This window comes from Pseudomonas persica (genome assembly GCF_900291015.1).
In the GTDB taxonomy this organism is placed as follows: Bacteria; Pseudomonadota; Gammaproteobacteria; order Pseudomonadales; family Pseudomonadaceae; genus Aquipseudomonas.
Map to the genome: position 1 here is coordinate 146,396 of NZ_OLKL01000008.1, position 23,725 is coordinate 170,120.

The 23,725-nt window shown below is 64.2% G+C and carries 22 protein-coding genes and 2 pseudogenes; 7 read left to right on the forward strand and 17 right to left on the reverse strand.

Translation table 11 applies throughout. The annotated features are described in order from the left end of the window. Positions 1-155 precede the first annotated feature (155 nt). From FQ664_RS03410 to FQ664_RS03435, 6 genes are all read right to left on the reverse strand, one after another. On the reverse strand, positions 156-725 hold the full coding sequence (locus FQ664_RS03410) for a DUF4136 domain-containing protein (protein ID WP_144170405.1): 570 nt from the start codon (positions 723-725) through the stop codon (positions 156-158). A gap of 19 nt (positions 726-744) precedes the next feature. Beyond that, complete coding sequence (locus FQ664_RS03415; RefSeq protein ID WP_144170406.1) at positions 745-1,380, reverse strand: DUF4136 domain-containing protein; 636 nt, start codon at positions 1,378-1,380, stop codon at positions 745-747. Positions 1,381-1,397: 17 nt separating this feature from the next. Beyond that, on the reverse strand, positions 1,398-2,147 hold the full coding sequence (locus FQ664_RS03420) for a methyltransferase domain-containing protein (protein WP_100413275.1): 750 nt from the start codon (positions 2,145-2,147) through the stop codon (positions 1,398-1,400). Next, positions 2,144-2,449: a MazG-like family protein gene (locus tag FQ664_RS03425; RefSeq protein WP_013970728.1), complete on the reverse strand. Its 306-nt coding sequence runs from the start codon at positions 2,447-2,449 to the stop codon at positions 2,144-2,146. The genes FQ664_RS03420 and FQ664_RS03425 overlap by 4 nt, the downstream gene beginning before the upstream one ends. Before the next feature lie 314 nt (positions 2,450-2,763). Continuing rightward, entirely contained in the window at positions 2,764-3,615 is an 852-nt protein-coding gene (locus FQ664_RS03430) for a MaoC family dehydratase (RefSeq protein ID WP_144170407.1), read from the reverse strand. A gap of 2 nt (positions 3,616-3,617) precedes the next feature. Continuing rightward, a complete protein-coding gene (locus FQ664_RS03435; protein WP_144170408.1) occupies positions 3,618-4,970 on the reverse strand; it encodes a 3-oxoacyl-ACP reductase in 1,353 nt (450 codons plus the stop codon). 118 nt (positions 4,971-5,088) lie between these two features. Here FQ664_RS03435 and FQ664_RS03440 point away from each other — a divergent pair, with 118 nt between their 5' ends. Beyond that, on the forward strand, positions 5,089-6,366 hold the full coding sequence (locus tag FQ664_RS03440; RefSeq protein ID WP_144170409.1) for an acetyl-CoA C-acetyltransferase: 1,278 nt from the start codon (positions 5,089-5,091) through the stop codon (positions 6,364-6,366). A gap of 113 nt (positions 6,367-6,479) precedes the next feature. Then, positions 6,480-7,259: pseudogene (locus FQ664_RS03445) on the forward strand (AraC family transcriptional regulator). 137 nt (positions 7,260-7,396) lie between these two features. On the opposite strand, the gene FQ664_RS28170 reads toward FQ664_RS03445, so the two are convergent. The 5 genes and pseudogenes from FQ664_RS28170 to FQ664_RS03465 all read right to left on the reverse strand — a co-directional run bounded on the left by FQ664_RS28170 (position 7,397) and on the right by FQ664_RS03465 (position 12,753). Then, on the reverse strand, positions 7,397-8,164 hold the full coding sequence (locus FQ664_RS28170; protein ID WP_372239043.1) for a methyl-accepting chemotaxis protein: 768 nt from the start codon (positions 8,162-8,164) through the stop codon (positions 7,397-7,399). Between the two features lie 90 nt (positions 8,165-8,254). Then, positions 8,255-9,340, reverse strand: a pseudogene (locus FQ664_RS28175) (cache domain-containing sensor histidine kinase); the annotation flags it as partial. A 167-nt stretch (positions 9,341-9,507) separates the two neighbouring features. Then, positions 9,508-9,918 (reverse strand): Cu(I)-responsive transcriptional regulator, encoded by a 411-nt coding sequence (cueR, locus tag FQ664_RS03455; RefSeq protein ID WP_144170411.1) that lies wholly within the window; start codon positions 9,916-9,918, stop codon positions 9,508-9,510. Continuing rightward, positions 9,915-12,314 carry a heavy metal translocating P-type ATPase gene (locus FQ664_RS03460; protein ID WP_144170412.1) on the reverse strand — a complete coding sequence of 800 codons (2,400 nt, stop codon included), beginning with the start codon at positions 12,312-12,314 and terminating at the stop codon, positions 9,915-9,917. The genes cueR and FQ664_RS03460 overlap by 4 nt, the downstream gene beginning before the upstream one ends. A gap of 52 nt (positions 12,315-12,366) precedes the next feature. Continuing rightward, entirely contained in the window at positions 12,367-12,753 is a 387-nt protein-coding gene (locus tag FQ664_RS03465; protein WP_144170413.1) for a hypothetical protein, read from the reverse strand. Positions 12,754-12,897: 144 nt separating this feature from the next. On the opposite strand from FQ664_RS03465, the gene FQ664_RS03470 reads away from it, so the two are divergent. Then, complete coding sequence (locus FQ664_RS03470) at positions 12,898-13,095, forward strand: heavy-metal-associated domain-containing protein (RefSeq protein WP_144170414.1); 198 nt, start codon at positions 12,898-12,900, stop codon at positions 13,093-13,095. 227 nt (positions 13,096-13,322) lie between these two features. Continuing rightward, positions 13,323-14,504: a multidrug effflux MFS transporter gene (locus tag FQ664_RS03475; RefSeq protein WP_144170415.1), complete on the forward strand. Its 1,182-nt coding sequence runs from the start codon at positions 13,323-13,325 to the stop codon at positions 14,502-14,504. Here FQ664_RS03475 and FQ664_RS27715 read toward each other — a convergent pair. Continuing rightward, complete coding sequence (locus tag FQ664_RS27715) at positions 14,455-14,652, reverse strand: hypothetical protein (RefSeq protein ID WP_144170416.1); 198 nt, start codon at positions 14,650-14,652, stop codon at positions 14,455-14,457. The two genes, FQ664_RS03475 and FQ664_RS27715, sit on opposite strands and share 50 nt — an antisense overlap. 485 nt (positions 14,653-15,137) lie before the next feature. Between FQ664_RS27715 and FQ664_RS03485 the strand changes: the two genes are divergently transcribed. After that, entirely contained in the window at positions 15,138-15,851 is a 714-nt protein-coding gene (locus FQ664_RS03485) for an ArsR/SmtB family transcription factor (RefSeq protein ID WP_144170417.1), read from the forward strand. A gap of 31 nt (positions 15,852-15,882) precedes the next feature. On the opposite strand, the gene FQ664_RS03490 is transcribed toward FQ664_RS03485, so the two are convergent. From FQ664_RS03490 to FQ664_RS03510, 5 genes are all read right to left on the reverse strand, one after another. Continuing rightward, a complete protein-coding gene (locus FQ664_RS03490; protein ID WP_144170418.1) occupies positions 15,883-16,830 on the reverse strand; it encodes an adenosine deaminase in 948 nt (315 codons plus the stop codon). A gap of 86 nt (positions 16,831-16,916) precedes the next feature. Then, the gene (locus FQ664_RS03495; RefSeq protein WP_144170419.1) at positions 16,917-17,603 is read right to left on the reverse strand and encodes an SDR family oxidoreductase; all 687 of its coding nucleotides are present in this window, start codon (positions 17,601-17,603) and stop codon (positions 16,917-16,919) included. Positions 17,604-17,974: 371 nt separating this feature from the next. Further along, positions 17,975-18,559 carry an IMPACT family protein gene (locus FQ664_RS03500; protein WP_144170420.1) on the reverse strand — a complete coding sequence of 195 codons (585 nt, stop codon included), beginning with the start codon at positions 18,557-18,559 and terminating at the stop codon, positions 17,975-17,977. Positions 18,560-18,568: 9 nt separating this feature from the next. Next, positions 18,569-19,231, reverse strand: coding sequence for a TetR/AcrR family transcriptional regulator (locus FQ664_RS03505; RefSeq protein ID WP_012270360.1), 663 nt, complete (start codon positions 19,229-19,231; stop codon positions 18,569-18,571). Positions 19,232-19,321: 90 nt separating this feature from the next. Next, the gene (locus tag FQ664_RS03510) at positions 19,322-20,239 is read right to left on the reverse strand and encodes a LysR family transcriptional regulator (RefSeq protein WP_144170421.1); all 918 of its coding nucleotides are present in this window, start codon (positions 20,237-20,239) and stop codon (positions 19,322-19,324) included. A 118-nt stretch (positions 20,240-20,357) separates the two neighbouring features. Between FQ664_RS03510 and aptA the strand changes: the two genes are divergently transcribed. Both aptA and FQ664_RS03520 read left to right on the forward strand, forming a co-directional pair. After that, the gene (gene aptA / locus FQ664_RS03515) at positions 20,358-21,704 is read left to right on the forward strand and encodes an omega-aminotransferase AptA (protein ID WP_144170422.1); all 1,347 of its coding nucleotides are present in this window, start codon (positions 20,358-20,360) and stop codon (positions 21,702-21,704) included. Positions 21,705-21,777: 73 nt separating this feature from the next. Then, positions 21,778-23,271, forward strand: coding sequence for a CoA-acylating methylmalonate-semialdehyde dehydrogenase (locus FQ664_RS03520; protein WP_144170423.1), 1,494 nt, complete (start codon positions 21,778-21,780; stop codon positions 23,269-23,271). Positions 23,272-23,725 lie beyond the last annotated feature (454 nt).

Genomic DNA, 23,725 nt, shown 5'->3' on the forward strand with positions numbered 1-23,725 from the left:
GAGAGGGAAAAAGGCGTGGCCGGGATGGATTTTGTCGCTGTTGAAACAGGCCTCGCAGGCGACCCTTGTGGGCGCGGGTTCACCCGCGAACAGCGGCAAGGCCGGTGCCATGAACCGCGTCTTTTTCTTCGCGGGTAAACCCGCTCCCACAGGGGTTACTTCTTGCTCCCCGGCGGGTAGTTGGCCAACACCTTGGTCACGGTGTTGTGGATAGCGCTGTTGCGCTCTTCCGGGCTTGGCGGGTAGTTGTTCATGATCTGCTCGGCACTGCCGCGCCACACCAGCTTGCCGTCACGCCCATCGAACAGGTCGATCTGGATGGTGGCGACCTTGTAGTCGACGCTGCGGGTTTCGTTGTACATCGGGCCACCCCAGTAGCCGCCCCAGTAGCCCCCCCAGCCACCGCCATAGTTGGTGGTGATCTGTTGCTGGCGCTGCTCGACGATCAGGTACGTGCGCACTGTCAGGTCCGGCCGCGCACCACCTTGTACCGGGCGCAGGCCGCGCTGGTCGAGTTGGTCGGCGACCGCCTGGCGAATGCGCTGCTCGGTCAGGTCGCTCTTGATTCGCGGGTCGTCCGGGCGGTACTGCAGGCCCGGCTCCTGCCATGCCCAACTGCGGTAAGCGGCAAAGTCACGGCTGGCATCGAAATCCTGCTGGACGTTACTGCTGGAGCAGGCGGCGAGCAATAACGCGAATGACAGTAGAACGAGACGGCGCAACATGATGGTTCTCCGTTAGATATCAACTGGGAGGATAGCCGCTGAGTGCCTTGTGCACGGAATCGCGCAAGGCACTTTCGCGTTCACGCGGCGAGTCCTTGTCGCTGCCGCTTTCGGCGCTGGCACTCCATACCGGCTGGCCGTTGCGGGCGTCGTACAGGTCGATACGCACCACCATCACCTGAACCTCGTAGGTGCGCACGATGGGCACGCTGGCATAGCCAGCATAGCCATGGCGGTAGCCGCCATAGCCGATACCACCGTAGGGGTACGGGCTGTAATAAGGGTCGTAGGCATCGTAGTCACGTACCTGGCGCAAGCGCTTTTCCAGGCGTATGTCGGCGCTGACCAGCAAGTCGCCGGGGCCGCCACGGGCGGGGCGCAGGCCATGCTGGTCGAGCGCGCCGCTGACGGCATCGGCCAGTTGCGCCGGGTCGGTATCGACCGAGCCGCTGGGCGGCTGGCCGTTGCGCCAGCTCCAGCTGCGGTAGTGCCCGTAATCACGGGCGGGTGTCGGGTAGGCACTGGCATCGAAGGTGCTGGCCGCCTGGGCAGGCGCCGGTGGTAACGGGCGGCTGCTGGCCACATACGGGTTGCTGCCCTGGCAGCCAGCCAGGGCAAGCGGCAGCAGGGCCAGGCACAACAGACGATACGGCATGTATTCCTCCCGGCGGGTCAGCGGGGGCGGCAGACCCAGTGCAGGTAGCGGCCGAGCCCGGCGAAGCTGGGGTGGCGACGGTAGGCCAGTTCCATTTCCAGCAGGTCGAGCAGCTCGGCCTTGCCCTGGAATTCCTTGGGCATGTAGTCGTGGAACACCCGTACGCCACTTTCGCTTTCAACCTGCCACATAGGCTCAAGTTGCGCCCTGAGTTCGCGTGGATCAAGCGGTTTCTGTGGGGTCAGGCTCTGCTTTTCTCCTTCCAGCCGGTTACTGCGCAACTTGCGGAAATGGCCCTTGAGCAGGTTGCGGTAGACCAGTGCGTCGCGGTTGTAGAAGGCCAGTGACAGCCACCCGGAGGGGGCGGTGAGCTGGTGCAGCACCGGCAGGATGCTTTCAGGCTCGGCCAGCCATTCGAGTACGGCGTGGCAGAGCACCAGGTCGTAGGGTTCGGTCAGCTGGCCGAGCAGGTCTTGCCAGGGGGCCTGGATGAAGGTGGCCGGTTGGCCGGCTTCGGCAAAGCGCGCCCGTGCGCCGTCGAGCATCGGTGCGGCGGGTTCGGCCAGGGTCAGCTGGTGGCCGCGCTGGGCCAGCCACAAGGCCATGTGGCCCAACCCGGCACCGATGTCGAGGATGCGCAGCGGGCGGTCGGGCAGGGCTTCGGCCAGGTCGGCCTGCAGTACGGCCAGGCGGATCGCACCCTTGGCGCCGCCGTAGATCTTCTCGGCAAAGCGGGTGGCCAGCTCATCGAAGTGACGGTCGTTCATCGGGCGAAGCGCCTCTCGCTGTCGGCCAGCTTGGCCCGCACCACCTGGTCCATGTCCAGGCCCAGCTCGCTGCACAGCAGCAACAGGTAAAGCACCACATCGCCGATTTCCTGGCCGGCATGGGCCAGCTTGTCGGCAGGCAGCTGGCGCGATTGGTCTTCGCTCAGCCACTGGAAGATTTCCACCAGCTCGGCCATTTCGACGCTGGCGGCCATGGCCAGGTTCTTCGGGCTGTGGAAGCCGCGCCAGTCGTTGTTGTCGCGGATCTGGTGCAGGCGTTGGGTGAGTTCTTGCAGGTTCATCGGGGGTCTCCTAATGCTGCATAGCTTCGGCGCAGGCCCGATGCAAAGCAAGGGGGCCGCTTTACGGCCCATCGCCGGCAAGCCAGCTCTCATAGAACTGCACATAACTCGTTGAATTAGCAGGGCCCCTGTGGGAGCGGCTTTAGCCGCGAACACCGGCGCNTAAAGCCGCTCCCACAGGATGCACGGACCGCTTGCGAATTCAGTTCTCTATGCGACAGCGCAGCCCAAAGGGCTGGGCCAGCTCCCACAGGATTACCATCGGCGCAAGCCTGCGCGGTCCCTGTGGGCGCTGGCTTGCCGGCGTTGAGGGCCTAAAGCCGAGCCCAGCGCCCGACCATATGCAGCATCCCTCCATGCCCATCCAGCCGCAGCTCTCCCGCAGCCCCCGCCTGACTGGCACCTAGCACCACCTCCGACGGCAACCGCACCGGTTTGCGGAAATCCACCTCGAAGGCATAGCCACTGTGCGGCAGATGCCCGCGCAGTGCCGCCAGGGCCATGGCCTTGCTCCACATGCCATGGGCAATGGCCGTGGGGAAGCCGAACAGCCGCGCACTGGCGGCGCTGAGGTGGATCGGGTTGTAGTCCCCGCAGACCTTGGCATAACGCCGACCAATATCCCTGTCGGCGTACCAGCGGGTAGCCTCTGGCAACGCTTGCGGTTCGTCCTCGGCAGGCTCACCTGCCTCGCTTTCCAGCTTCAGCCCGCGCACCAGCATACGGCTGGTTTCGCGCCAGAGCAGGCCGATGCCGTCTTCGGCCTCGGTGACCAGGTCGAAGGTGCCGCCCTTGGCATGCGCTTGCAGATTGTCTGCATACACCGCAAAGCGCAGCCCTTCGATACCGCCCAGCGGGCGCAGCACTTCGATACGGTTGTGCAGGTGCACCAGGCCGAGCAGCGGGAAGGGGAAGTCTGGGGCGGTCATCAACTGCAACTGCAGCGTGAACGCCATGACATGTGGATAAGTACCCGGCAGGTGGCCATCGTTGGTGAAGTGGCACAGCCGTCGATAGGCGGCCAGGTTGCCCGGCTGGACGCGGATGAAACAGCGCAAGCCGTCATCCGGCAGTTGGTCGCCGCTGATGGTGCGCTTGCTGACCGCGCGCAAGTACAGGTTGGCGCGCGAAGCCGGGCGGTACAGGTCGTGCCAGTGTCGGCTCATGTTCAGGCCCCCATCAAGGCCTGGCCGCATACCCGCAGCACCTGGCCGTTGACCGCCCCGGAACCGGGCTGGCTGAGCCAGGCGATGGCCTCGGCGACGTCTTGCGGGCGGCCGCCCTGGCCCAGCGAGCTCAAGCGCCGGCCGGCCTCACGCAGGCCCATGGGCATGGCGGCGGTCATGTGGGTTTCGATGAAGCCGGGTGCCACGGCATTGATGCTGCCGCCGCGCTCGGCGAGCCGGGGCGCCCATGCCTGGGCCAGGCCGATCAGCCCGGCCTTGCTCGCGGCATAGTTGGCCTGCCCGCGGTTGCCGGCGATGCCGCTGACCGAGGCCAGCAGAGTAATGCGCGCGTTTTCACCCAGGGCGCCGTTGTCGTACAGCGCCTGGGTCAGCATCTGCGGCGCCTTGAGGTTGACCGCCAGCACCGCGTCCCAGTATTCCGGGGTCATGTTGGCCAGGGTCTTGTCGCGGGTGATACCGGCGTTGTGCACCACGATATCGACGCCGTCGGGCAGGGCCGCGAGCAGTTGCGTTGCCGCGTCGCCGGCGCAGATGTCCAGGGGTAGCGCCTTGCCACCCAGGCGCGCGGCCAGGGCATCGAGGTCCTGGCTGGCCTGCGGCACATCGAGCAGCAGTACGTCGGCACCGTCCCGCGCCAGGGTTTCGGCAATGGCGGCACCGATGCCGCGCGCGGCGCCTGTTACCAGGGCGCGGCGGCCAGCCAGCGGCCGGGTCCAGTCCTCGACCTGGCTGGCGCAGGCTTGCAGGCGCAGCACCTGGCCGGAGATGAAGGCGCTTTTGGGCGACAGGAAGAAGCGCAGGGCGCCTTCCAGCTGGTCTTCCGCGCCGGGGCCGACATACAGCAACTGGGCGGTCGCACCGTTGCGCAGTTCCTTGGCCAGCGAGCGGCTGAAGCCTTCCAGGGCCCGTTGGGCAATGCTGGCCAACGGGTTGTCGAGGCTCTCTGGCGCGCGGCCCAGCACCAGCACATGGGCGCACGGCGCCAGGCTGCGCAGCAGTGGCTGGAAAAATTCGCGCAACTGCTGCAACGCGTCGCTGTCGGACAGGTGACTGGCATCGAATACCACGGCCTTGATCTGCGGCCCCAGACCAGCCACCCACGGCTCGGCCTGGAGGTTGTCGGTATTGAAGCTGTAAAGCGTGTCGGTCAGGCGCGGGGCGATGGCTTCGACCCGGCTCGCCAGTGGCCCGCCACCCAGTACCAGGGGGCCTTTGACCGGGCGCAGGCGGCCGGCCTGCCAGCGCTCCAGCGGCGCCGGGCGTGGCAAGCCAAGGGCATCCACAAGACGGCGGCCGAGGTTGGAGTTGGCAAAGCCGAGGTAGCGATCGCTCATGAGTAGGTCTCCCGGAAGGCAAGCTTGAAAGTGTGGACCAACTTTGTGGCAGGGTCGTTCGAATGCGGTAAAAACACCTAGGCTGTACGGATCAAATTGTTTCAGGAGGAACAAGCGCATGCGTTCACTTCGCCGGGTCGCGATCCTGGGTGGCAACCGAATTCCCTTCGCCCGCTCCAATGGTGCCTACGCCACGGCCAGCAGCCAGGCGATGCTCACTGTCGCCCTCGAAGGGCTGATCGAACGCTACCGCTTGCACGGGTTGCGCTTGGGGGAAGTGGTGGCCGGTACGGTGCTCAAGCACTCGCGTGACATGAACCTGACCCGTGAATGCGTGCTGGGCTCGCGCCTGTCGCCGCAGACGCCGGCTTATGACATCCAGCAAGCCTGCGGCACCGGGCTGGAGGCGGCGTTGCTGGTGGCCAACAAGATTGCCCTGGGGCAGATCGACTGCGGCATTGCCGGCGGCGTGGACACCACCTCCGATGTGCCGATTGCGGTCAGCGAAGGCCTGCGCCACATCCTGCTGCAGGCCAACCGTGGCAACAGCCTGGGTGAGCGGCTCAAGCCATTCCTCAAGCTGCGCCCTCACCACCTGAAACCCGAATTGCCGCGCAACGGTGAACCGCGCACCGGGTTGTCGATGGGCGAGCATTGTGAACGCATGGCCCAGGCCTGGCGCATTGGCCGCGCCGAACAGGACGAACTGGCGCTGCTCAGCCACCAGGCGCTGGCTGCCGCGTACGCCGAAGGTTGGCAGGATGACCTGCTGACACCGTTTCTGTCGTTGACCCGTGATAACAACCTGCGCCCTGACCTGACCCTGGAGCAACTGGCCAGGCTCAAGCCAGCCTTCGATCGCAGCGGGCAGGGCACGCTGACGGCGGGCAATTCCACACCGCTGACCGATGGTGCTTCGCTGGTGTTGCTGGGCAGCGAGGAATGGGCCGAGCAGCAGGGGCTGTCGGTGCTGGCTTATCTGGTCGATGGCGAAACCGCTGCAGTGGACTTTGTTACGGGTCGCGAAGGGCTGTTGATGGCGCCGGTGTATGCGGTGCCGCGGCTGCTGGCGCGCAATGGCCTGACGCTGCAGGACTTTGACTATTACGAGATTCACGAAGCCTTTGCTGCCCAGGTGCTGTGCACGCTCAAGGCCTGGGAAGATGCCGATTATTGCCGTGAGCGGTTGGGGCTGGATGCGCCGCTCGGGGCGATCGACCGCAACAAACTCAACGTCAAGGGCAGTTCGCTGGCGGCCGGGCACCCGTTTGCCGCGACCGGGGGGCGGATATTGGCCAACCTGGCCAAGTTGCTGACGAGGGCGGGGAAGGGGCGGGGGCTGATTTCGATCTGCGCGGCGGGTGGGCAGGGAGTGACGGTCATCGTCGAACGGTAATTTTTCGGCATATCGCGGTGCTTTCGCGGGTAAACCCGCGAAGAAGGCCACACAGATGTCACGGCCATACCCCACCTGTTAGGCTTGTCTGGTCAGAACTACAAGAAGCCGCCATGCCGATCATCGGACACCCCCGCGCCATCCCGGCGCTGGACCACCTGCCCAGGCCGCTCTATGCCCGTGCCGAAAGCCTTGGCGCCGGCTCCTGGACTACCCGCCACCAGCACGACTGGGTACAGTTCTCCTACGCCATCAGCGGTGTGCTTGGGGTGTATACCCACGAAGGCAGTTACTTTGCCCCGCCCCAGTGGGGCGTGTGGATTCCAGCCGATGCCGAACACGAAGTGGTCACCTCGATGCAGGCCGAAATGCGCAGCCTGTACGTGCGCCGTGATGCCTGTCCGTGGGCACCGGAGCAGTGCCGGGTGCTGGAAGTGACCCCGCTGGCGCGCGAACTGATCAAGCAGTTCTGCCTGTTTCCGGCAGACTACCCGGAGGGTGACAGCGCCGAGGCGCGGCTGGTGGCGGTGCTGCTCGACCAGTTGCGCACGCTGCCCGAGGTCGGTTTTTCGCTGCCACTGCCTCGGCACCCGGGGTTGCTGGCGCTGTGCAATGGTTTGATCGCTGCACCGGACCAGCCGCAGACCCTGCAGCAGTGGGCGCGGGAGTTGGGGTGTTCGGAGAAAACACTGATGCGGCTGTTCCAGCGGGAGACGGGTTTGAGTTTTCGCAACTGGCGGCAGCGTATGCGGCTGTTGTCATCGCTGGCGTTGCTGGAGGCGGGGGCGAATGTGACCGAGGCGGCGTAGGGGTGTGGGTATGACTCCACCTCGGCTTACATTGCGGCGTTCAAGCAATTGTTCGGCGCGACGCCGGGAGAATTGAAGCTTTAGGCATCAGGCATTGTCTGTCTGTACCGGCCCTATCGCCGGCAAGCCAGCTCCCACAGGTACTGCACAGGCCCCGAGTGCAGTGGGATCCTCTGGGCGCTGGCTTGCCGGCGATAGGGCCGGTACAGGCAATGTATCAATCAGGTACGGAACCTGCGCACCAGCGCATCCAGTTCATTGGACAACCCGGCCAGGCTCTCCGAATCCACCCGCGCCGCCTGGGCCAGTTCGGCCACCAGTTGCGCATCGCCGTGAATCTGGCTGATGTGCCGGTTGATATCCTCGGCCACCTGGTGCTGTTCCTCGGCCGCCGTGGCGATCTGGGTGTTCATGTCACGGATCACATCCACCGACTCGCGGATCTGCCCGAAGCTGTCACGGGCCAGGCCGATGCGGCTCACCGACTGCTGCGAAACCTCCAGGCTGGCGTGCATCTGTGCGGCCACTTCGGCGGTGCGGCTGGCCAGGTTGCCGAGCAGGCCATCGATTTCGGCGGTGGAGTCGGCTGTACGCTTGGCCAGCGCCCGCACTTCGTCGGCGACCACGGCAAAGCCACGGCCCTGCTCGCCGGCACGGGCCGCTTCGATGGCGGCGTTGAGCGCCAGCAGGTTGGTCTGTTCGGCAATCGAGCGGATGGTGCCGAGGATCGACTGGATGGCGTTGCTGTCACGCTCCAGTTGCTGGATCGACTGCGCCGACTGCTCGATCTCCTGGCTCAGGCGGTCGACGCTATGTACCGCGGCATCGATCTGCTGCTGGCCTTCGCGCGCCTGTTGCTGGCCGCTGTCGGCCGACTGCGCCGCCTGGCTGCAGGAACGTGCCACTTCGTTGGCGGTGGCGACCATTTCGTGGAAGGCGGTGGAAACCATGTCCACCGCTTCGCGCTGGCGGCCTGCGGCTTCGGCCATGTCGCTGGAAACCCGGGTCGAGCTGCTGGAGGTACTGAGGATCTTGCTGGCGGCAGTACCGATGTGCTGGATAAGGCTGCGAATGGCGCCGAGGAACTGGTTGAACCAGTTGGCCAGTTGCGCGGTTTCGTCGCGGCCACGGATTTCCAGGTTACGGGTCAGGTCGCCCTCGCCCTGGGCGATATCTTCCAGGCCGCTGGTGACGCTGTTGATCGGCCGCACGATCAGCTTGGCGAAGGTGGCACCGACCACGGCGAACAGCGCAGCCAACACCACGGCCACGATGCCGATCAGCCAGGTCAGGCGGGTGGTAGTCTGCATCACTTCGCTTTGCTCGATCAGGCCGATCAAGGTCCAGCCCAGCTGTTCATCCGGGTAGATGTTGGCCATGTAGCGCACGCCATCGAGTTCCACTTCGGCCAGCCCCTTGCCGTGCCTGGCCAGCTCGGCGTACCCGTCGCCAAAGCTCGCCAGTTGCTTGAAGTTATGCTTGGCGTCACGGGGGTCGACCAGGACGTTACCGTTGTCTTCCACCAGCAGCAGGTAGCCGCTTTCGCCCAGCTTGATCTGCTGGACGATCTCGGTGAGGCCTTTGAGCGACACGTCGACGTTGACCACGCCACCAGGGTTGCCCAGCTGGTTGGCGACGGTGCGCACGGTGCTGACCAGCACGGCGTCGTCGGCAGCCCAGTAGTAGGCGCCGGTACGCAAGGTCTTGCCAGGGTTGGCCATGGCCAATTGGTACCAGGGGCGGCTGCGCGGGTCGTAATTGACAAACTTCTGCCCGGCCGGCCAGCCGACGTAACCACCGTCATTCACCCCGTAGGACAGGTACGCATAGCTGGGATGCGTGGTGGCCAGGCGGGTCATGAACTCCAGCAGTTTGCTGGCCTGGTCGCCCAGTTCGTAGGACGGGGCTGCGCTCATGTATTTGTTCAGTTCGCTGCCCGTGGCGGCGACCATCGGCTGCGCAGCCAGGTACTCGACGTTCTGGTTGATGCCTTGGAAGAAGATGTTCATGGCGTTGCTGACCTGGCGGATTTCCCGGCTGCTGCCATCGAGGAATCCGTCGCGGGCTTCGCCACGCAGGTTGAGGACCACCAGGGTGGCCACAAGGACGATGGGCAAGCCGGCGATGACTGCGAATGCCCAGGTCAGTTTCTGTTTGATGCTCATCGACGCTCCCGGATTTTTTATTTTCGATACACGAGGCAGGTAACAATTGCATCGGCAGCGTCCGGGTTTAATGTAGGAAAACTCCCGTATTTATTGGATAAGGTCGTAGTTGGTGACTATTCGGTCGTGTTTGGACGTATATGGCATACCAAAGGGTGCGGGGCGACTCAGTGACAGCAGCCGCCTGCAGCGCCATTGGCCAGGTCCTTGAGGATCGGGCAGTCCGGGCGCTCGTCCCCCTGGCAGTGCGAGACCAGTTCGCCGAGGGTGTCGCGCAGGCTCACCAGCTCTTCGATACGCCGGTTCAGTTCATCGATGTGCTGCATGGCCAGCGCTTTTACATCAGCGCTGGCGCGTTGACGGTCCTGCCACAAGGTCAGCAGCTTGCCGACCTCCTCGAGGGAAAAACCCAGGTCGCGGGAGCGCTTGATGAAGGCCAGGCTGTGCAAGTCTTCCGCCCGGTACAGGCGGTAGCCGCTATCGCTGCGCGTGGCGGGCTTGAGCAGGCCGATCGATTCGTAGTAACGGATCATCTTGGTGCTGAGCCCGCTGCGGCGGGCGGCCTGGCCGATGTTCATGGGGCCTCCTGGGTGCTGCTGGTGGGTTTCCAGGCCTTGAGCCACAGCGCGTTGCTCACCACGCTGACGCTGGATAGGGCCATGGCGGCGCCGGCCAGTACCGGGTTGAGGTAACCCAGCGCGGCCAACGGGATGCCGATCAGGTTGTAGATGAACGCCCAGAACAGGTTTTGGCGGATCTTTGCATAGGTCTTGCGGCTGATCTCCAGGGCGGCCGGTACCAGGCGTGGGTCGCCGCGCATCAGGGTGATGCCGGCGGCCTGCATGGCCACATCGGTACCGCCACCCATGGCAATGCCGATATCGGCGGCGGCCAGCGCCGGAGCATCGTTGATGCCATCACCGACCATGGCGACTACGCCATCCTGCTTGAGTGCGGCCACGGTCGCGGCCTTGTCGGCCGGTAGCACTTCGGCATGCACGTCGTCGATGCCCAGGGCGTCGGCCACCACTTTGGCGCTGCCGCGGTTGTCACCGGTCAGCAGGTGGCTGCTGATATGTTGCGCGTGCAGGGCATCGATCGCCTGCGCGGCGCCGGGCTTGAGGCTGTCACCAAAGGCGAACAGGCCCAGCACGCGCGGCTGCGCGCCGCGTTCGATCAGCCATGACAGGGTGCGCCCCTCGGCTTCCCAGGCCTGGGCCTTGGCGGCCAGGTCACCGGGTGGCAGGGCGCTTTCGTCGAGCAGGCGGCGGTTGCCCAAGGCCAGTTCGCGGCCTTCCACGCGCCCGGCGATACCACGCCCGGTCAGCGACTGGCTGTCGGCAACGCCAGGCACGTCCAGGCCCTGTTCGGCACAGGCAGCCAGTACCGCCTTGGCCAGCGGGTGTTCGCTGCCGCGCTGCAGGGCACCGGCCAGGCGGTGCAGGTCGGCGCTGCTGCCTACCTGTGTCTGGCTGTGGACAACGCGTGGGCTGCCGGAGGTGAGGGTGCCGGTCTTGTCGAACACCACGCGGTTGACCGCATGGGCTCGCTCCAGGGCTTCGGCGTCCTTGATCAGGATGCCATGGCGGGCGGCCACCCCGGTGCCGGCCATGATCGCTGTGGGTGTGGCCAGGCCGAGGGCGCAGGGGCAGGCGATGACCAGCACGGCGACGGCGTTGATCAGCGCGGTTTCCAGCGGTGCGCCGGCCAACCACCAGCCGAGCAGGGTGATTAGCGCCAGTACCAGCACGGCCGGGACAAATACCTGGCTGACCCGGTCGACCAGCTTCTGGATCGGCGCCTTGGCCGCCTGGGCGTCTTCCACCAGGCGGATGATGCGTGCCAGCACGGTTTCGCTACCCAGTGCCCGGGTACGTACCAGCAGCCGGCCTTCGCCATTGATGGCGCCACCGGTGACGCTGTCCCCGGGTTGCTTGGGCACCGGCAGGCTCTCGCCGCTGATCAGGGCTTCATCGGCATGGCTGCTACCGTCTTCGACCACGCCATCGACCGGGAAGCGCTCACCGGGTTTGACCAGTACCAGGTCGCCGAGGCGCAGGTGGGCAATGGCCACGTCTTCTTCCTGGCCATCGACCAGGCGCACGGCACGTTCCGGGCGCAGGGCTTCGAGGGCACGGATGGCGCTGGCGGTCTGGCGCTTGGCGCGGCTTTCCAGGTACTTGCCCAGCAGTACCAGGGCAATCACCACCGCCGAGGCTTCGAAGTACAGGTGCGGGGCCATGCCGGAGGGCGCCTGCGCCCACTGGTAGAGGCTCAAGCCGTAGCCGGCGCTGGTGCCCAGGGCCACCAGCAGGTCCATGTTGCCGGCACCGGCGCGCACGGCTTTCCAGGCGGCCACGTAGAAACGCGCGCCGAGAATGAACTGCACCGGCGTGGCCAGCAGGAACTGCGCCCACGCTGGCAACATCCAGTGCAGGCCGAACGGTTGCACTACCATTGGCACCACCAGCGGTAGGGCGAGCAGCAACGCGGCACCGACCGCCAGGCGTTCGTTGCGCAGGCGGCGTTGGGCCGCAGGCTGGTCGTCCTTGGCGGCTTGCGGCAGGCTGGCGCTGTAGCCGGCCTTTTGCACGGCGTCGATCAGCAGGTTGTCGTCGATGGCCGCGAGCACTTCGAGGTGCGCGCGTTCGCTGGCCAGGTTGACGCTGACCTGCTCAATCCCCGGCAGCTTGCCGAGGGCGCGCTCTACGCGGCCGACGCAACTGGCGCAGGTCATGCCGCCAATCTGCAGTTCGACGGTACGGGTGGGCACGCCGTAGCCGGCTTCGCGTACGGCGTCGACCAGGGCGGGCAGGCTGTTGGCCGGGGCCTGGACCCGGGCCTGTTCAGTGGCGAGGTTGACGCTGACCTGTTCAGCGCCGGTGACCTTGCGCAGGGCGCGCTCGACCCGGCCAGCACAGCTGGCACAGGTCATGCCGGAGATCGGCAGGTCGTACGTGGTGGATGCGGGCATGGCTCTCCTCCTTGGACAGGCCTCCAGCATCAACCTTGCCACACAGGTAAGGTCAATAGCCCAGGCCGGCGCGCTTCAACTCCAGCCCATAGTGCCCCATGGCGATGCGGTATTTGTTGATCTGGCCCGCCTGCAGGTTCAATCGTGTGCTGCGCTGGTCCTCGACACCCGCGGCGCAGCCCGGCATTTGCCCGGGCAGCAGGCGCAGGCGCACGTCTACCGGGCCAGGCGGCAGGTTGAACGAGGTGGACTGCTCCTGGAACACGCGCCCGGAGAGCTGGTCGTTGAGGTAGATGCCGATTTCGCAATTGGTGGCCACTTCCAGGCGCTCCCGGGAAATGATCAGCACGCTGTAGTCCGAGTTGCCCTCGGCGCTGGCCGGTGGCACTGCAGCCAGCGTGCTCAATAGCCCGACGACGGCCAATGCTGCCCTGAACATGAAAAATCTCCTGCTTGCCTGATCATCAAAGGCGCAGCTTGGCCGACGCGCGCGCGGATTTCCACCCCGGCTGTTGCTGGCAGGTCTTGACCTTGCCCCGATGGCAAGCTTGAGACTCGTGGAAAAGCTGAAGGAGGTAACCCCATGCAAGTGTTCAATGTACAAGGTATGACCTGTGGCCATTGCGTAAAAGCCGTGACCCGGGCGGTGCAGGAGCAGGACGCCGCGGCCAAGGTGGAGGTCGACCTGGCGGCTCGGCAGGTACGGGTGCAGAGTGAGCTGGCGCAGGAGCAGATCCTCACGGCCATTCGCGATGAAGGTTATCAAGCCGAATTTGCCTGAACACCTGGGCCTGTGCTTAACCTCTGTGGGAGCGGCCTTGTGTCGCGATGGGCCGCAAAGCGGCCCCAGCAATATCAGCTGTGATGCACAAATCCTGGGGGCGCTTCGCACCCCTTTCGCGACACAAGGCCGCTCCCACAGGGGGCAGTTTGTTGCAAATGTTTTCGTACTGAAGGGGGCCGTAGCAGGTAGAATCAAGCATTTGCTTAGCCTGCTATGGATTCCTGATGAACCTGCGAATGGTGCTCATCCTGGGCGCACTCAGTGCGTTCGGGCCCTTGGCGATCGACTTCTACCTGCCCGCCTTCCCGGCCATGGCGCAGGCGTTCGCCACCGATGAAAAACACGTCCAGGCCACCTTGGCCGCCTACTTCCTTGGCCTGTCCATCGGGCAACTGGCCTACGGGCCGGTGGCTGACCGCTTTGGCCGACGCAAGCCGCTGATGTTCGGGGTGACCCTGTTCACCCTGGCGTCACTGGCCTGTGCCTATGCCCCCAACCTCGACACCTTGGTGCTGGCGCGTTTCGTTCAGGCGCTGGGCGGTTGCGCCGGGATGGTGCTGTCGCGGGCCATTGTCAGTGACAAGTGCGACCCGGTGGCATCGGCCAAGGTGTTCTCGCAACTGATGCTGGTCATGGGCCTGGCGCCGATCCTGGCGCCGATGCTGGGCGGGGTGCTGGTGAACCTGGCCGGCTGGCAATCGATCTTCCTCGCCCTGAGCCTGTTCAGTGCCGGTTGTCTGCTGGCGGTCAGCCTGGGCCTGCCGGAAAGCCTGCCCGAGCACATACCGCGGCAACCGCTGTCTGGCGCCTTGCGCCAGTACTTGCGCCTGCTCGCTGACCGGGTGTTCGTCGGCCATGCCTTGACTGGCGGTATCGCCATTGCCGGCATGTTTGCCTACATCGCCGGTTCACCTTTCGTGTTCATCAAGCTCTACGGCGTGCCGGCCGAGCATTACGGCTGGTTGTTCGGCACCAATGCTGCCGGCTTTATCCTGGTGGCACAGGTGAATGCGCGCCTGCTGGCCAGGCGTGGGCCGGCGTTCCTGCTGGCGCGTGCGGTGTGGCTGTACCTGGCTGCGGGCCTGGCGTTGCTGGGCATGGCGGCACTGCGGCCAACACAACTGTGGCCATTGCTGGTACCGCTGTTTGTCTGCATCTCCAGCCTCGGCTGCATCATCCCCAACGCCTCTGCCTGTGCCATGAGCGGGCAGGGTACGCGGGCTGGCAGTGCCTCGGCGCTGATGGGCTGCCTGCAGTTCAGCGTCGCCGCCGGCGCAGCGGCGCTGGTCGGGCTGCTGCATGATGGCAGTGCGGTGCCGATGGCGCTGGTGATCAGCCTGTGCGGGGCACTGGTGGTCAGTGTCGCGCTGCTGACCCGACGCCTGCCGGCGAAGGTTGCCGCATAAGCGGGTGAGGCGCCTGCAGGCGGGTTTCCAGGGTGGCGACGAAGGCACGCGCCTCGGCCTCACTGCGGAAACTGACCACGTGTTGATCGAGCTGAACCTGCCAGGGGCAGGCGGGGTTTCGGCTCGACGCACTGACGACAATTTTCATCGCGGCATACCTCTGAAGGGGGAGCGGATGAAGTGTAGCGCTGCCCCTTCTGCCTGCCATGACCTGCATCTGTGTCCTGACTGACGGTCGGCGGGAGCATGTTCTACGCGTTTTTTCCTGCTTGGCCGCAATGCTCGCAAGCACATGGAACCTTCGCTTTGGCTTGCGCTATTTGTAGACATTAGTTGTCGGCCGCGTCCGAAGTTGCATTCGGTGTTTTTTCCGCCTGTCGTTCCCGTGCTCCTGCCAGGGTGTGCCCGGCTGCTTGCCCATGCGGTCCGGGCAGGTTTCACGCACTGTTTCACTGCTTGCCATGGGTAGGCATACCCAGTGGTTTTTTGCCTGCGGTGCCACTGCGCGGGGCTGCCTGAATGGCGTTTTTTGCGGCTTATACTGGCGAGCCAGGCCAGTGCCAGCGAGAGGCGCTTCCCTGCCAGGGGTGGCCATCGCATCCACACAGTGAACTTGCAGGGAGTTACAGGGACATGAACGCAGCCAGCAGTATCAGCCAGATTGCCAGCCTGATGGCCGACCCCAAGCGCAGTGCCATGTTGTGGGCATTGATCGATGGCACGCCGCGGCTGGCCAACGAGCTCGCGGTAATGACCGGCCTGACCGCGTCGTCGGCCTGCGCTCACCTTTCGTTGTTGTCGTCGGCCGGTTTGCTCCGGCACGAAGCGCGGGGCCGCAAGCGCTATTTCCGCCTGGCCACCCCGCAAGTCGGGGCGGCGGTAGAGGCCCTGGCCAGTGTCCAGCTGGGGAGCGCCAGGGAGGCGCGGACCAAGGCCCCGGTATCACCGCTGCCCATGTCGATACGCCGGGCGCGTCGCTGTGGCGATCACCTGGGCGGGGAACTGGCCGGTGAGCTGTATCACCGTCTGGTGGTGGCCGGCTGGCTGGAGGGTAGTGGTCGACAGTTGATGGTGAGCGAGGAGGGGCGGGCGCAGTTGGCTTTGGTCGGGGTCTACATCGATGCCTTGGCGCCGCATCAGCAACGTGGCTGTGTGATCTGCCGCTGCACCGAGTGGAACGATCAGGCGCCGCACCTGGGCGGCGTGTTGGGTCAGGCCTTGTTCCGGCTGTTCCTGCAGTCTGGCTGGATGCGCGAGGCCGAGGACTCGCGGGCATTGCATATCTCTGCGCTGGGTATCCAGCAGATCAATCGCATTGCCCGCGTGCCCACGTGGCAGGTCGGTTGACCGCGACACCGTCATGTCGCCGTCATGTCATTCAGACCAGCCGGGCATCCAGGCTGTTCTGGGCCAGGCGACGGGCCTGGTCTTCGGTCATGCCCAGGTGGGTGTACAGGGCGTGGAAGTTCTCGGTGACGTAGCCACCGAAGTAGGCCGGATCGTCCGAATTGACCGTGACCTTCACGCCACGCTCGAGCATGTCGAGGATGTTGTGCTGGCTCATGTGGTCGAACACGCAGAGCTTGGTATTGGACAGCGGGCACACCGTGAGCGGGATCTGCTCGTCGATGAGGCGCTGCATCAGGCGCTCGTCCTCGATGGCGCGCACACCGTGGTCGATACGCTTGACCTTCAGCAGGTCCAGGGCTTCCCAGATGTACTCGGGCGGGCCTTCCTCGCCGGCATGGGCAACGGCGACCAAGCCTTCGCTGCGGGCGCGGTCGAACACACGCTGGAACTTGCTCGGTGGGTGGCCCATTTCCGAGCTGTCCAGGCCAACGGCGATGAACGCATCGCGGAACGGCAGGGCCTGGTCGAGGGTTTTCTGTGCTTCATCTTCGCTGAGGTGGCGCAGGAAGCTGAGGATCAGGCCACTGCTGATGCCCAGTTGCTCGCGACCGTCCTTGAGCGCCTGGTTGATGCCATTGAGCACCACTTCGAAGGGGATACCGCGGTCGGTGTGGGTCTGTGGGTCGAAGAACGGTTCGCTGTGGATCACGTTCTGCGCCTTGCAGCGTTGCAGGTAGGCCCAGGTCAGGTCGTAGAAGTCCTGCTCGGTGCGCAACACGTCGGCGCCCTGGTAATACAGGTCGAGAAACTCCTGCAGGTTGTTGAAGGCATAGGCCCCGCGCAAGGTCTCCACATCGGCCCAGGGCAGGGCGATCCTGTTGCGCTCGGCCAGGGCGAACAGCAGCTCGGGTTCCAGCGAGCCTTCCAGATGCAGGTGCAGCTCGGCCTTGGGCAGGGCGTTCAACCAGTCATACATAGTGGGTCATCTCGATCAGGTACGGTTGCCGCCATTCTACAGAGGCTGGCCGGGCAATGCGCCCGGCCAGGCTGCGACCAGGTGAATCACCAGACCAAGGGTTCGCCCTTGTAGTTGATGAAGCGCAGGCCGCCGTTGGTGCTTTGCGCCTTGATCTGTTCGAGCATGCCGCGGGTGCTGGTCAGCACGTCGATCTCGGCGTTTTCGCCGCCCATGTCGGTTTTCACCCAGCCCGGGTGCATGGCCAGCACGCACAAGTCGGGACGTTGTTGCTCGACGACGAAGCTGTTGATCATCGAGTTCAGGGCCGCCTTGCTGGCCTTGTACAGGCAGATTTCGCCGCCATCGGGGATGCTCACGCTGCCCAGGATCGAGCTCATGAAGGCCAGCACGCCGCTGCCTTCGCGTACTTGGCCGACCAGGCGGCGAGCCACGCGGATGGGTGCCACGGCGTTGGTCATGAACAGGTCGCCGATGTCCTTGTTTTGCACCGTCTCCAGGTCTTGCGGCAGGGGGCCCATGACGCCGGCGTTGATGAACACCAGGTCGAACACTTGGGCTTGCAAGCGTTGCTTCAGGCCATCGAGTTGGGCCGTGTCGTTCATTTCCAGCTGCTCGATGCGCACGCCGGGCACATCCGCCAGGGCGCCGGGCTGCTGCGGGTTGCGCACGGTGGCGGTGATGCTCCAGCCGTCTTCGTGCAGGCGGTGCACCAGGCCCAGGCCCAGCCCGCGCGAGGCGCCGATGATAAGTGCGGTTTTTGCGTTAGCCATGAGGACGCGCTCCGTGATCGGTTTGCAAAGAAAGGTATTGAGGATAATGCACAGTGGCGCTGACCGCCTTGCCAAGCGGTTGGATAAAAAATGATCAGCCGCGCCAGGGCCTTGCGCGGCCTGGCGCCTGGCCTGTTGGCGCACGGGTTATCCACAGGCTGTTCCACAGTTATTGTGTGCAAGCTGAGGGGCAGCAGTCTGGCGCTTGTGGCCTCGTGCTGGGGATAACTCCTGAGCATTCAGCAGTTTGCGGCTGTCATCAAACAGTGATCAAAATATGATCAAAGCCTTGCGGGCCTTGAAAACAGTAGCCTGCAAGCGAGTGCCCCAAGCTTATCCACAGGCCGGCCCACAGTTGTTGTGGGCAATGTTCAGCGCGCTTCGAGCAGAATGCGCCCACGGCTCAAGTCGGCCAACTGCTGCTGCAGTGGCGCCAGGTGGGCGTCACCGAGTGCAATCAGCAGGTCCACGCCATTGGCGGTGAACTGCTCATCCAGGACCAGGCCGTCAGCCTCCGCCAGGCGCAACTTCACCAGCGCCAGTTCGCTGAAACTGCAACTGCAGGAGAATTCGCTGCGCTGTACCAGCAGCCGTTTGGGTGCCTGTTGCAGGCACTTGTTGGCGCCGCCGCCATAGGCCCTGGCCAGGCCACCGGTGCCCAGCTGGATGCCGCCGTACCAGCGAATCACCAGCACCACCACCTGGTCGCAGTCCTGCGCTTCGATGGCCGCCAGGATCGGCCGCCCCGCGGTACCGCCAGGTTCGCCGTCATCGCTGCTGCGGTACTGGGCACCGAGCTTCCAGGCCCAGCAGTTATGGGTAGCGGCCAGGTCGCTATGGCGTTCGATGAAACTCATCGCTTCGGCGGCACTGCTGATTGGCCCGGCGAGGGTGATGAAGCGGCTTTTGCGGATTTCCTCGCGATATTCGCAGAGGTCGAGCAGGGTAGAAGGCATAAATGACGGTCAGGCAGCCGGCTTGATGCCGCAGCCTTTCAGGATGATGTGGATAAGGTTGTTGCTCGCGTCTTCCATGTCCTGCTTGGTCAGGCGGCTGCGGCCGGTGACCTGGCAGATCTGGGTGGCGAAGTCGGCGTAGTGCTGGGTGCTGCCCCACAGCAGGAAGATCAGGTGCACCGGGTCGACCGGGTCCATCTTGCCGGCTTCGATCCAGGCCTGGAACACCGCGGCCCGGCCCCGGAACCATTCGCGGTAGTCGGCACTGAAGTATTCGGTCAGGCAGGTGCCGCCGCTGATCACTTCCATGGCGAAAATCCGCGAGGCTTGCGGGTTGCGCCGGGAGAACTCCATCTTGGTGCGAATGTACTGGCTCAGGGCTTCGCCCGGGTCGTCCTCGACGCTCAAGGCGTTGAAGGTGCTGTCCCACAGCTCGATGATGTTGCTGAGCACGGCAATGTACAGGCCCAGCTTGTTGGTGAAGTAGTAATGCAGGTTGGCTTTGGGCAACCCTGCCTTGAGGGCGATGGTGTTCATGCTGGTGCCCTTGAAACCATGGCGGGCAAACTCGTCTTCGGCGGCCTGGATAATGGCCTGTTCGTTCTTTTGGCGGATGCGGCCCGCGGGCTTGCCCGAGGCGGAGAGGCGATGCGCAGGGACTTCTAGGGTCATGGACGATTCCGTACGGGTCAGTGGCTGCGGCTGTCGGACAAGATTACCTGCCTGTGCCGAAGTGACAAGCGTTTGCGGCACAGACTGGCATCAGCGTGTCGCAGCCAGGCTTTCGAGGAAGCTTTCCAGCACCAGGTTCGGCCGCCGGCCCTTGCGCGTTACCCAGCTGAGGCTCAGGTCATAGAAGCGTTGCCGGGGCTTGAGGGCACGCAAGCGGCCTTGCTGCACCCAGAACGTGGCGTAGTGGTCTGGCAGGTAGCCGATGTAGCGCCCGGTAAGGATGAGAAACGCCATGCCTTCACGGTCCGAAGCACTGGCAGTGCAGTTCAGCGCCTGGTAATGCGCCTGGATTTCCGCCGGCAGGCGGAAGGTGGGGGTGATGGCTTCCTGGCTGTTGAGGCGGTGGTCATCGATCTGCTGGTCGTCGGCATAGAACAGCGGGTGGCCGACCGCGCAGTACAGCAGTGAGCGCTCGCTGTACAGCGGCTGGTACTCGAGGCCCGACAGCGGGCTTGTCTGCGGCACCACACCGACGTGCAGGCTGCCGTCGAGCACGCCATGCTCGACCTGGCTGGGTGAGATCATGCGGATCTGGATGCGCACGTCGGGGCCGCGGTCCTTGAGTTCGGCCAGGGCATGGGTAATGCGCATGTGCGGCAGGGTCACCAGGTTGTCGGTCAAGCCAATGTTCAGCTCGCCACGCAAATGCTGGTGCAGGCCGTTGACCTCGGTGCGGAAGCTTTCCAGGGCACTGAGCAGTTGCAGGGCCGAGTGGTAGACCTCACGGCCTTCTTCTGTCAGTGAGAACCCGGCGCGGCCGCGTTGGCACAGGCGCAGACCGAGGCGTTGCTCGAGGTCGTTCATCTGCTGGCTGATGGCCGAGCGGCCAATGCCCAGCACGTTTTCGGCGGCCGAGAAGCCGCCGCACTCGACTACGCTGCGGTAGATCTTCAGCAGGCGGATGTCGAAATCGCTGACTTGGGCGAGGGGATCGGGGCGTCGGCTCATTAGTTTAGTCAGGGCCTGTCTGAAGATTAGAAATGTTGGCTTTTTCAGACTTTATCGCCGTGCCAATTTAGCTGCAACAACATCCATCGTTGCCTAATCGTCTTCCGAGGAACCGCCGATGAACATGCCCGAAACCGCCTCCACCGGTATCGCCAGCCAGCTCAAGCTGGATGCCCACTGGATGCCCTACACCGCCAACCGCAACTTCCAGCGCGACCCACGCTTGATCGTGGCGGCCGAAGGCAGCTACCTGTTCGACGACCAGGGGCGCAAGATCTTCGATGCCCTGTCCGGCTTGTGGACCTGCGGCGCCGGGCACACCCGCAAGGAAATCACCGAGGCGGTGAGCCGCCAGATCGGCACCCTGGACTACTCTCCGGCCTTCCAGTTCGGCCACCCGCTGTCGTTCCAGTTGGCCGAGAAAATCACCGAGCTGACCCCCGGCGACCTGAACCATGTGTTCTATACCAACTCCGGTTCCGAGTGTGCCGACACCGCGCTGAAGATGGTGCGTGCGTACTGGCGCCTGAAAGGCCAGGCGACCAAGACCAAGATCATCGGCCGTGCCCGTGGCTACCACGGTGTGAACATCGCCGGCACCAGCCTGGGGGGCGTCAACGGTAACCGCAAGCTGTTCGGTCAACTGCTGGATGTCGACCACCTGCCTCACACCGTGCTGCCGGTGAATGCCTTCTCCAAGGGCATGCCGGAAGAGGGCGGTATCGCCCTGGCCGACGAAATGCTCAAGCTGATCGAGCTGCACGACGCCTCCAACATCGCTGCCGTGATCGTTGAGCCGCTGGCGGGCTCGGCTGGTGTACTGCCGCCGCCGAAGGGTTACCTGAAGCGCCTGCGTGAAATCTGCACCCAGCACAACATCCTGCTGATCTTCGACGAAGTAATCACCGGCTTCGGCCGTATGGGCGCGATGACTGGCTCCGAAGCCTTCGGCGTGACCCCGGACCTGATGTGCATCGCCAAGCAGGTGACCAACGGCGCCATCCCGATGGGTGCGGTGATCGCCAGCAGCGAGATCTACCAGACCTTCATGAACCAGCCGACCCCGGAGTACGCCGTGGAATTCCCGCACGGCTACACCTATTCGGCCCACCCGGTAGCCTGTGCCGCCGGTATCGCCGCGCTGGACCTGCTGCAGAAGGAAAACCTGGTGCAGGCCGCCGCCGAGCTGGCGCCGCACTTCGAGAAGCTGCTGCATGGCGTGAAGGGCACCAAGAACATCGTCGACATCCGCAACTACGGCCTGGCCGGCGCGATCCAGATCGCTGCCCGCGATGGTGATGCCATCGTGCGTCCATACGAAGCGGCGATGAAACTGTGGAAGGCTGGCTTCTATGTCCGCTTCGGTGGCGACACCTTGCAGTTCGGCCCAACCTTCAACACCACGCCGCAGGAACTGGACCGCCTGTTCGACGCTGTGGGCGAAACCCTGAACCTGATCGACTGATCGTTCTGATTCTGATGCCAGGCGCGTGAACCCATCGCGCGTCTGCCTCTACCTTCTTTATCTGGAGTTTTGCATGAGCATTGTTCAGCACCTGATCCACGGCGAACTGGTTACCAAGGGTGAGCGCACCGCCGATGTTTTCAACCCGTCCACCGGCCAGGCCGTGCGCAAGGTCGAGCTGGCCAGCCGCGCGACCGTGCAGGAAGCGATCGACTCGGCCAAGGCAGCCTTCCCGGCCTGGCGCAACACCCCACCGGCCAAGCGCGCCCAGGTGATGTTCCGCTTCAAGCAACTGCTGGAGCAGAATGAAGCGCGTATCTCGCAGATGATCAGCGAAGAGCACGGCAAGACCCTGGAAGATGCCGCCGGCGAGCTGAAGCGTGGCATCGAGAACGTCGAGTTCGCCTGCGCCGCGCCAGAAGTGCTGAAGGGCGAGTACAGCCGCAATGTCGGCCCGAACATCGATGCCTGGTCCGACTTCCAGCCGCTGGGCGTGGTTGCCGGTATCACCCCGTTCAACTTCCCGGCCATGGTGCCACTGTGGATGTACCCACTGGCCATCGCCTGCGGTAACGCCTTCATCCTCAAGCCTTCCGAGCGCGACCCGAGCTCGACCCTGTTCATCGCCCAGCTGCTGCTGGAAGCCGGTCTGCCGAAGGGCATCCTCAACGTCGTGCACGGCGACAAGGAAGCGGTGGATGCGTTGATCGAAGCACCGGAAGTGAAGGCCCTGAGCTTCGTCGGTTCGACGCCGATCGCCGAGTACATCTACGCTGAAGGCACCAAGCGCGGCAAGCGCGTACAGGCCCTGGGGGGGGCGAAGAACCACGCGGTGCTGATGCCGGATGCCGACCTGGACAACGCCGTCAGCGCACTGATGGGCGCGGCCTATGGTTCGTGCGGCGAGCGTTGCATGGCCATTTCGGTGGCAGTGTGCGTGGGGGATCAGGTGGCCGATGCCCTGATTGCCAAGTTGGAACCGCAGATCAAGGCACTGAAGATTGGGGCCGGCACCTCGTGTGGCCTGGACATGGGCCCATTGGTGACTGCGGCTGCCCGAGACAAGGTAGTGGGTTACATCGATGACGGTGTTGCTGCTGGCGCCAGGCTGGTGGTGGATGGCCGTGGCTTCCGTGTGGCTGGTAACGAGGATGGCTACTTCGTGGGTGGTACTCTGTTCGACAAGGTGACCCCGGAGATGCGTATCTATAAGGAAGAGATCTTCGGCCCGGTGCTGTGTGTAGTGCGTGTGAACAGCCTGGAGCAAGCCATGCAACTGATCAACGATCACGAGTATGGCAACGGCACCTGCATCTTCACCCGTGACGGTGAAGCGGCGCGCCTGTTCTGCGACGAGATCGAAGTGGGCATGGTCGGTGTGAACGTACCGCTGCCGGTGCCGGTGGCCTACCACAGCTTTGGTGGCTGGAAGCGCTCGCTGTTCGGTGACCTGCATGCCTATGGCCCGGATGGGGTGCGCTTCTATACCCGTCGCAAGGCGATCACCCAGCGTTGGCCGCAGCGGGCCAGCCATGAGGCTTCGCAGTTTGCCTTCCCTAGCTTGTAAGGGATGAAGCAGAAGCGGGGAGGCCGGTAGGCCTCCCCGCTTTGTTTTTGGGGTTTTGTTTTTGGCTTTTGGTTGTTGGATGCGTCAGGCCGGCTATGGGCCTGTCTTGAGATGGTGTTGGCTGTGGAAGGTGCCTGCCTTTGCTCTTCTGACGAGCACCTGGTGGCCCTGATGCGGTCTTTTGCCCTTATATTTCACTTTCTTGAAATTAACGGTTGACGGCCTTTCGAATCCCCTTATAATGCGCCCCACTTCCAGCGACATCGGAACGACAAACTCCTTGAAATTCAATGAGTTAAGTAGTTCAGAAGAAGCCGGAAGCGCTACGATCGACTGATCGCCAGCGGTTGAGATGATGGTTGACAGCGCTTCTAAGTGCTGTATGATTCGCCTCCCGCTACGAGAGATCGCAGCGAGTCAAGTGTTTGAAGTCAAACGAGTTTCTCGCTGTACT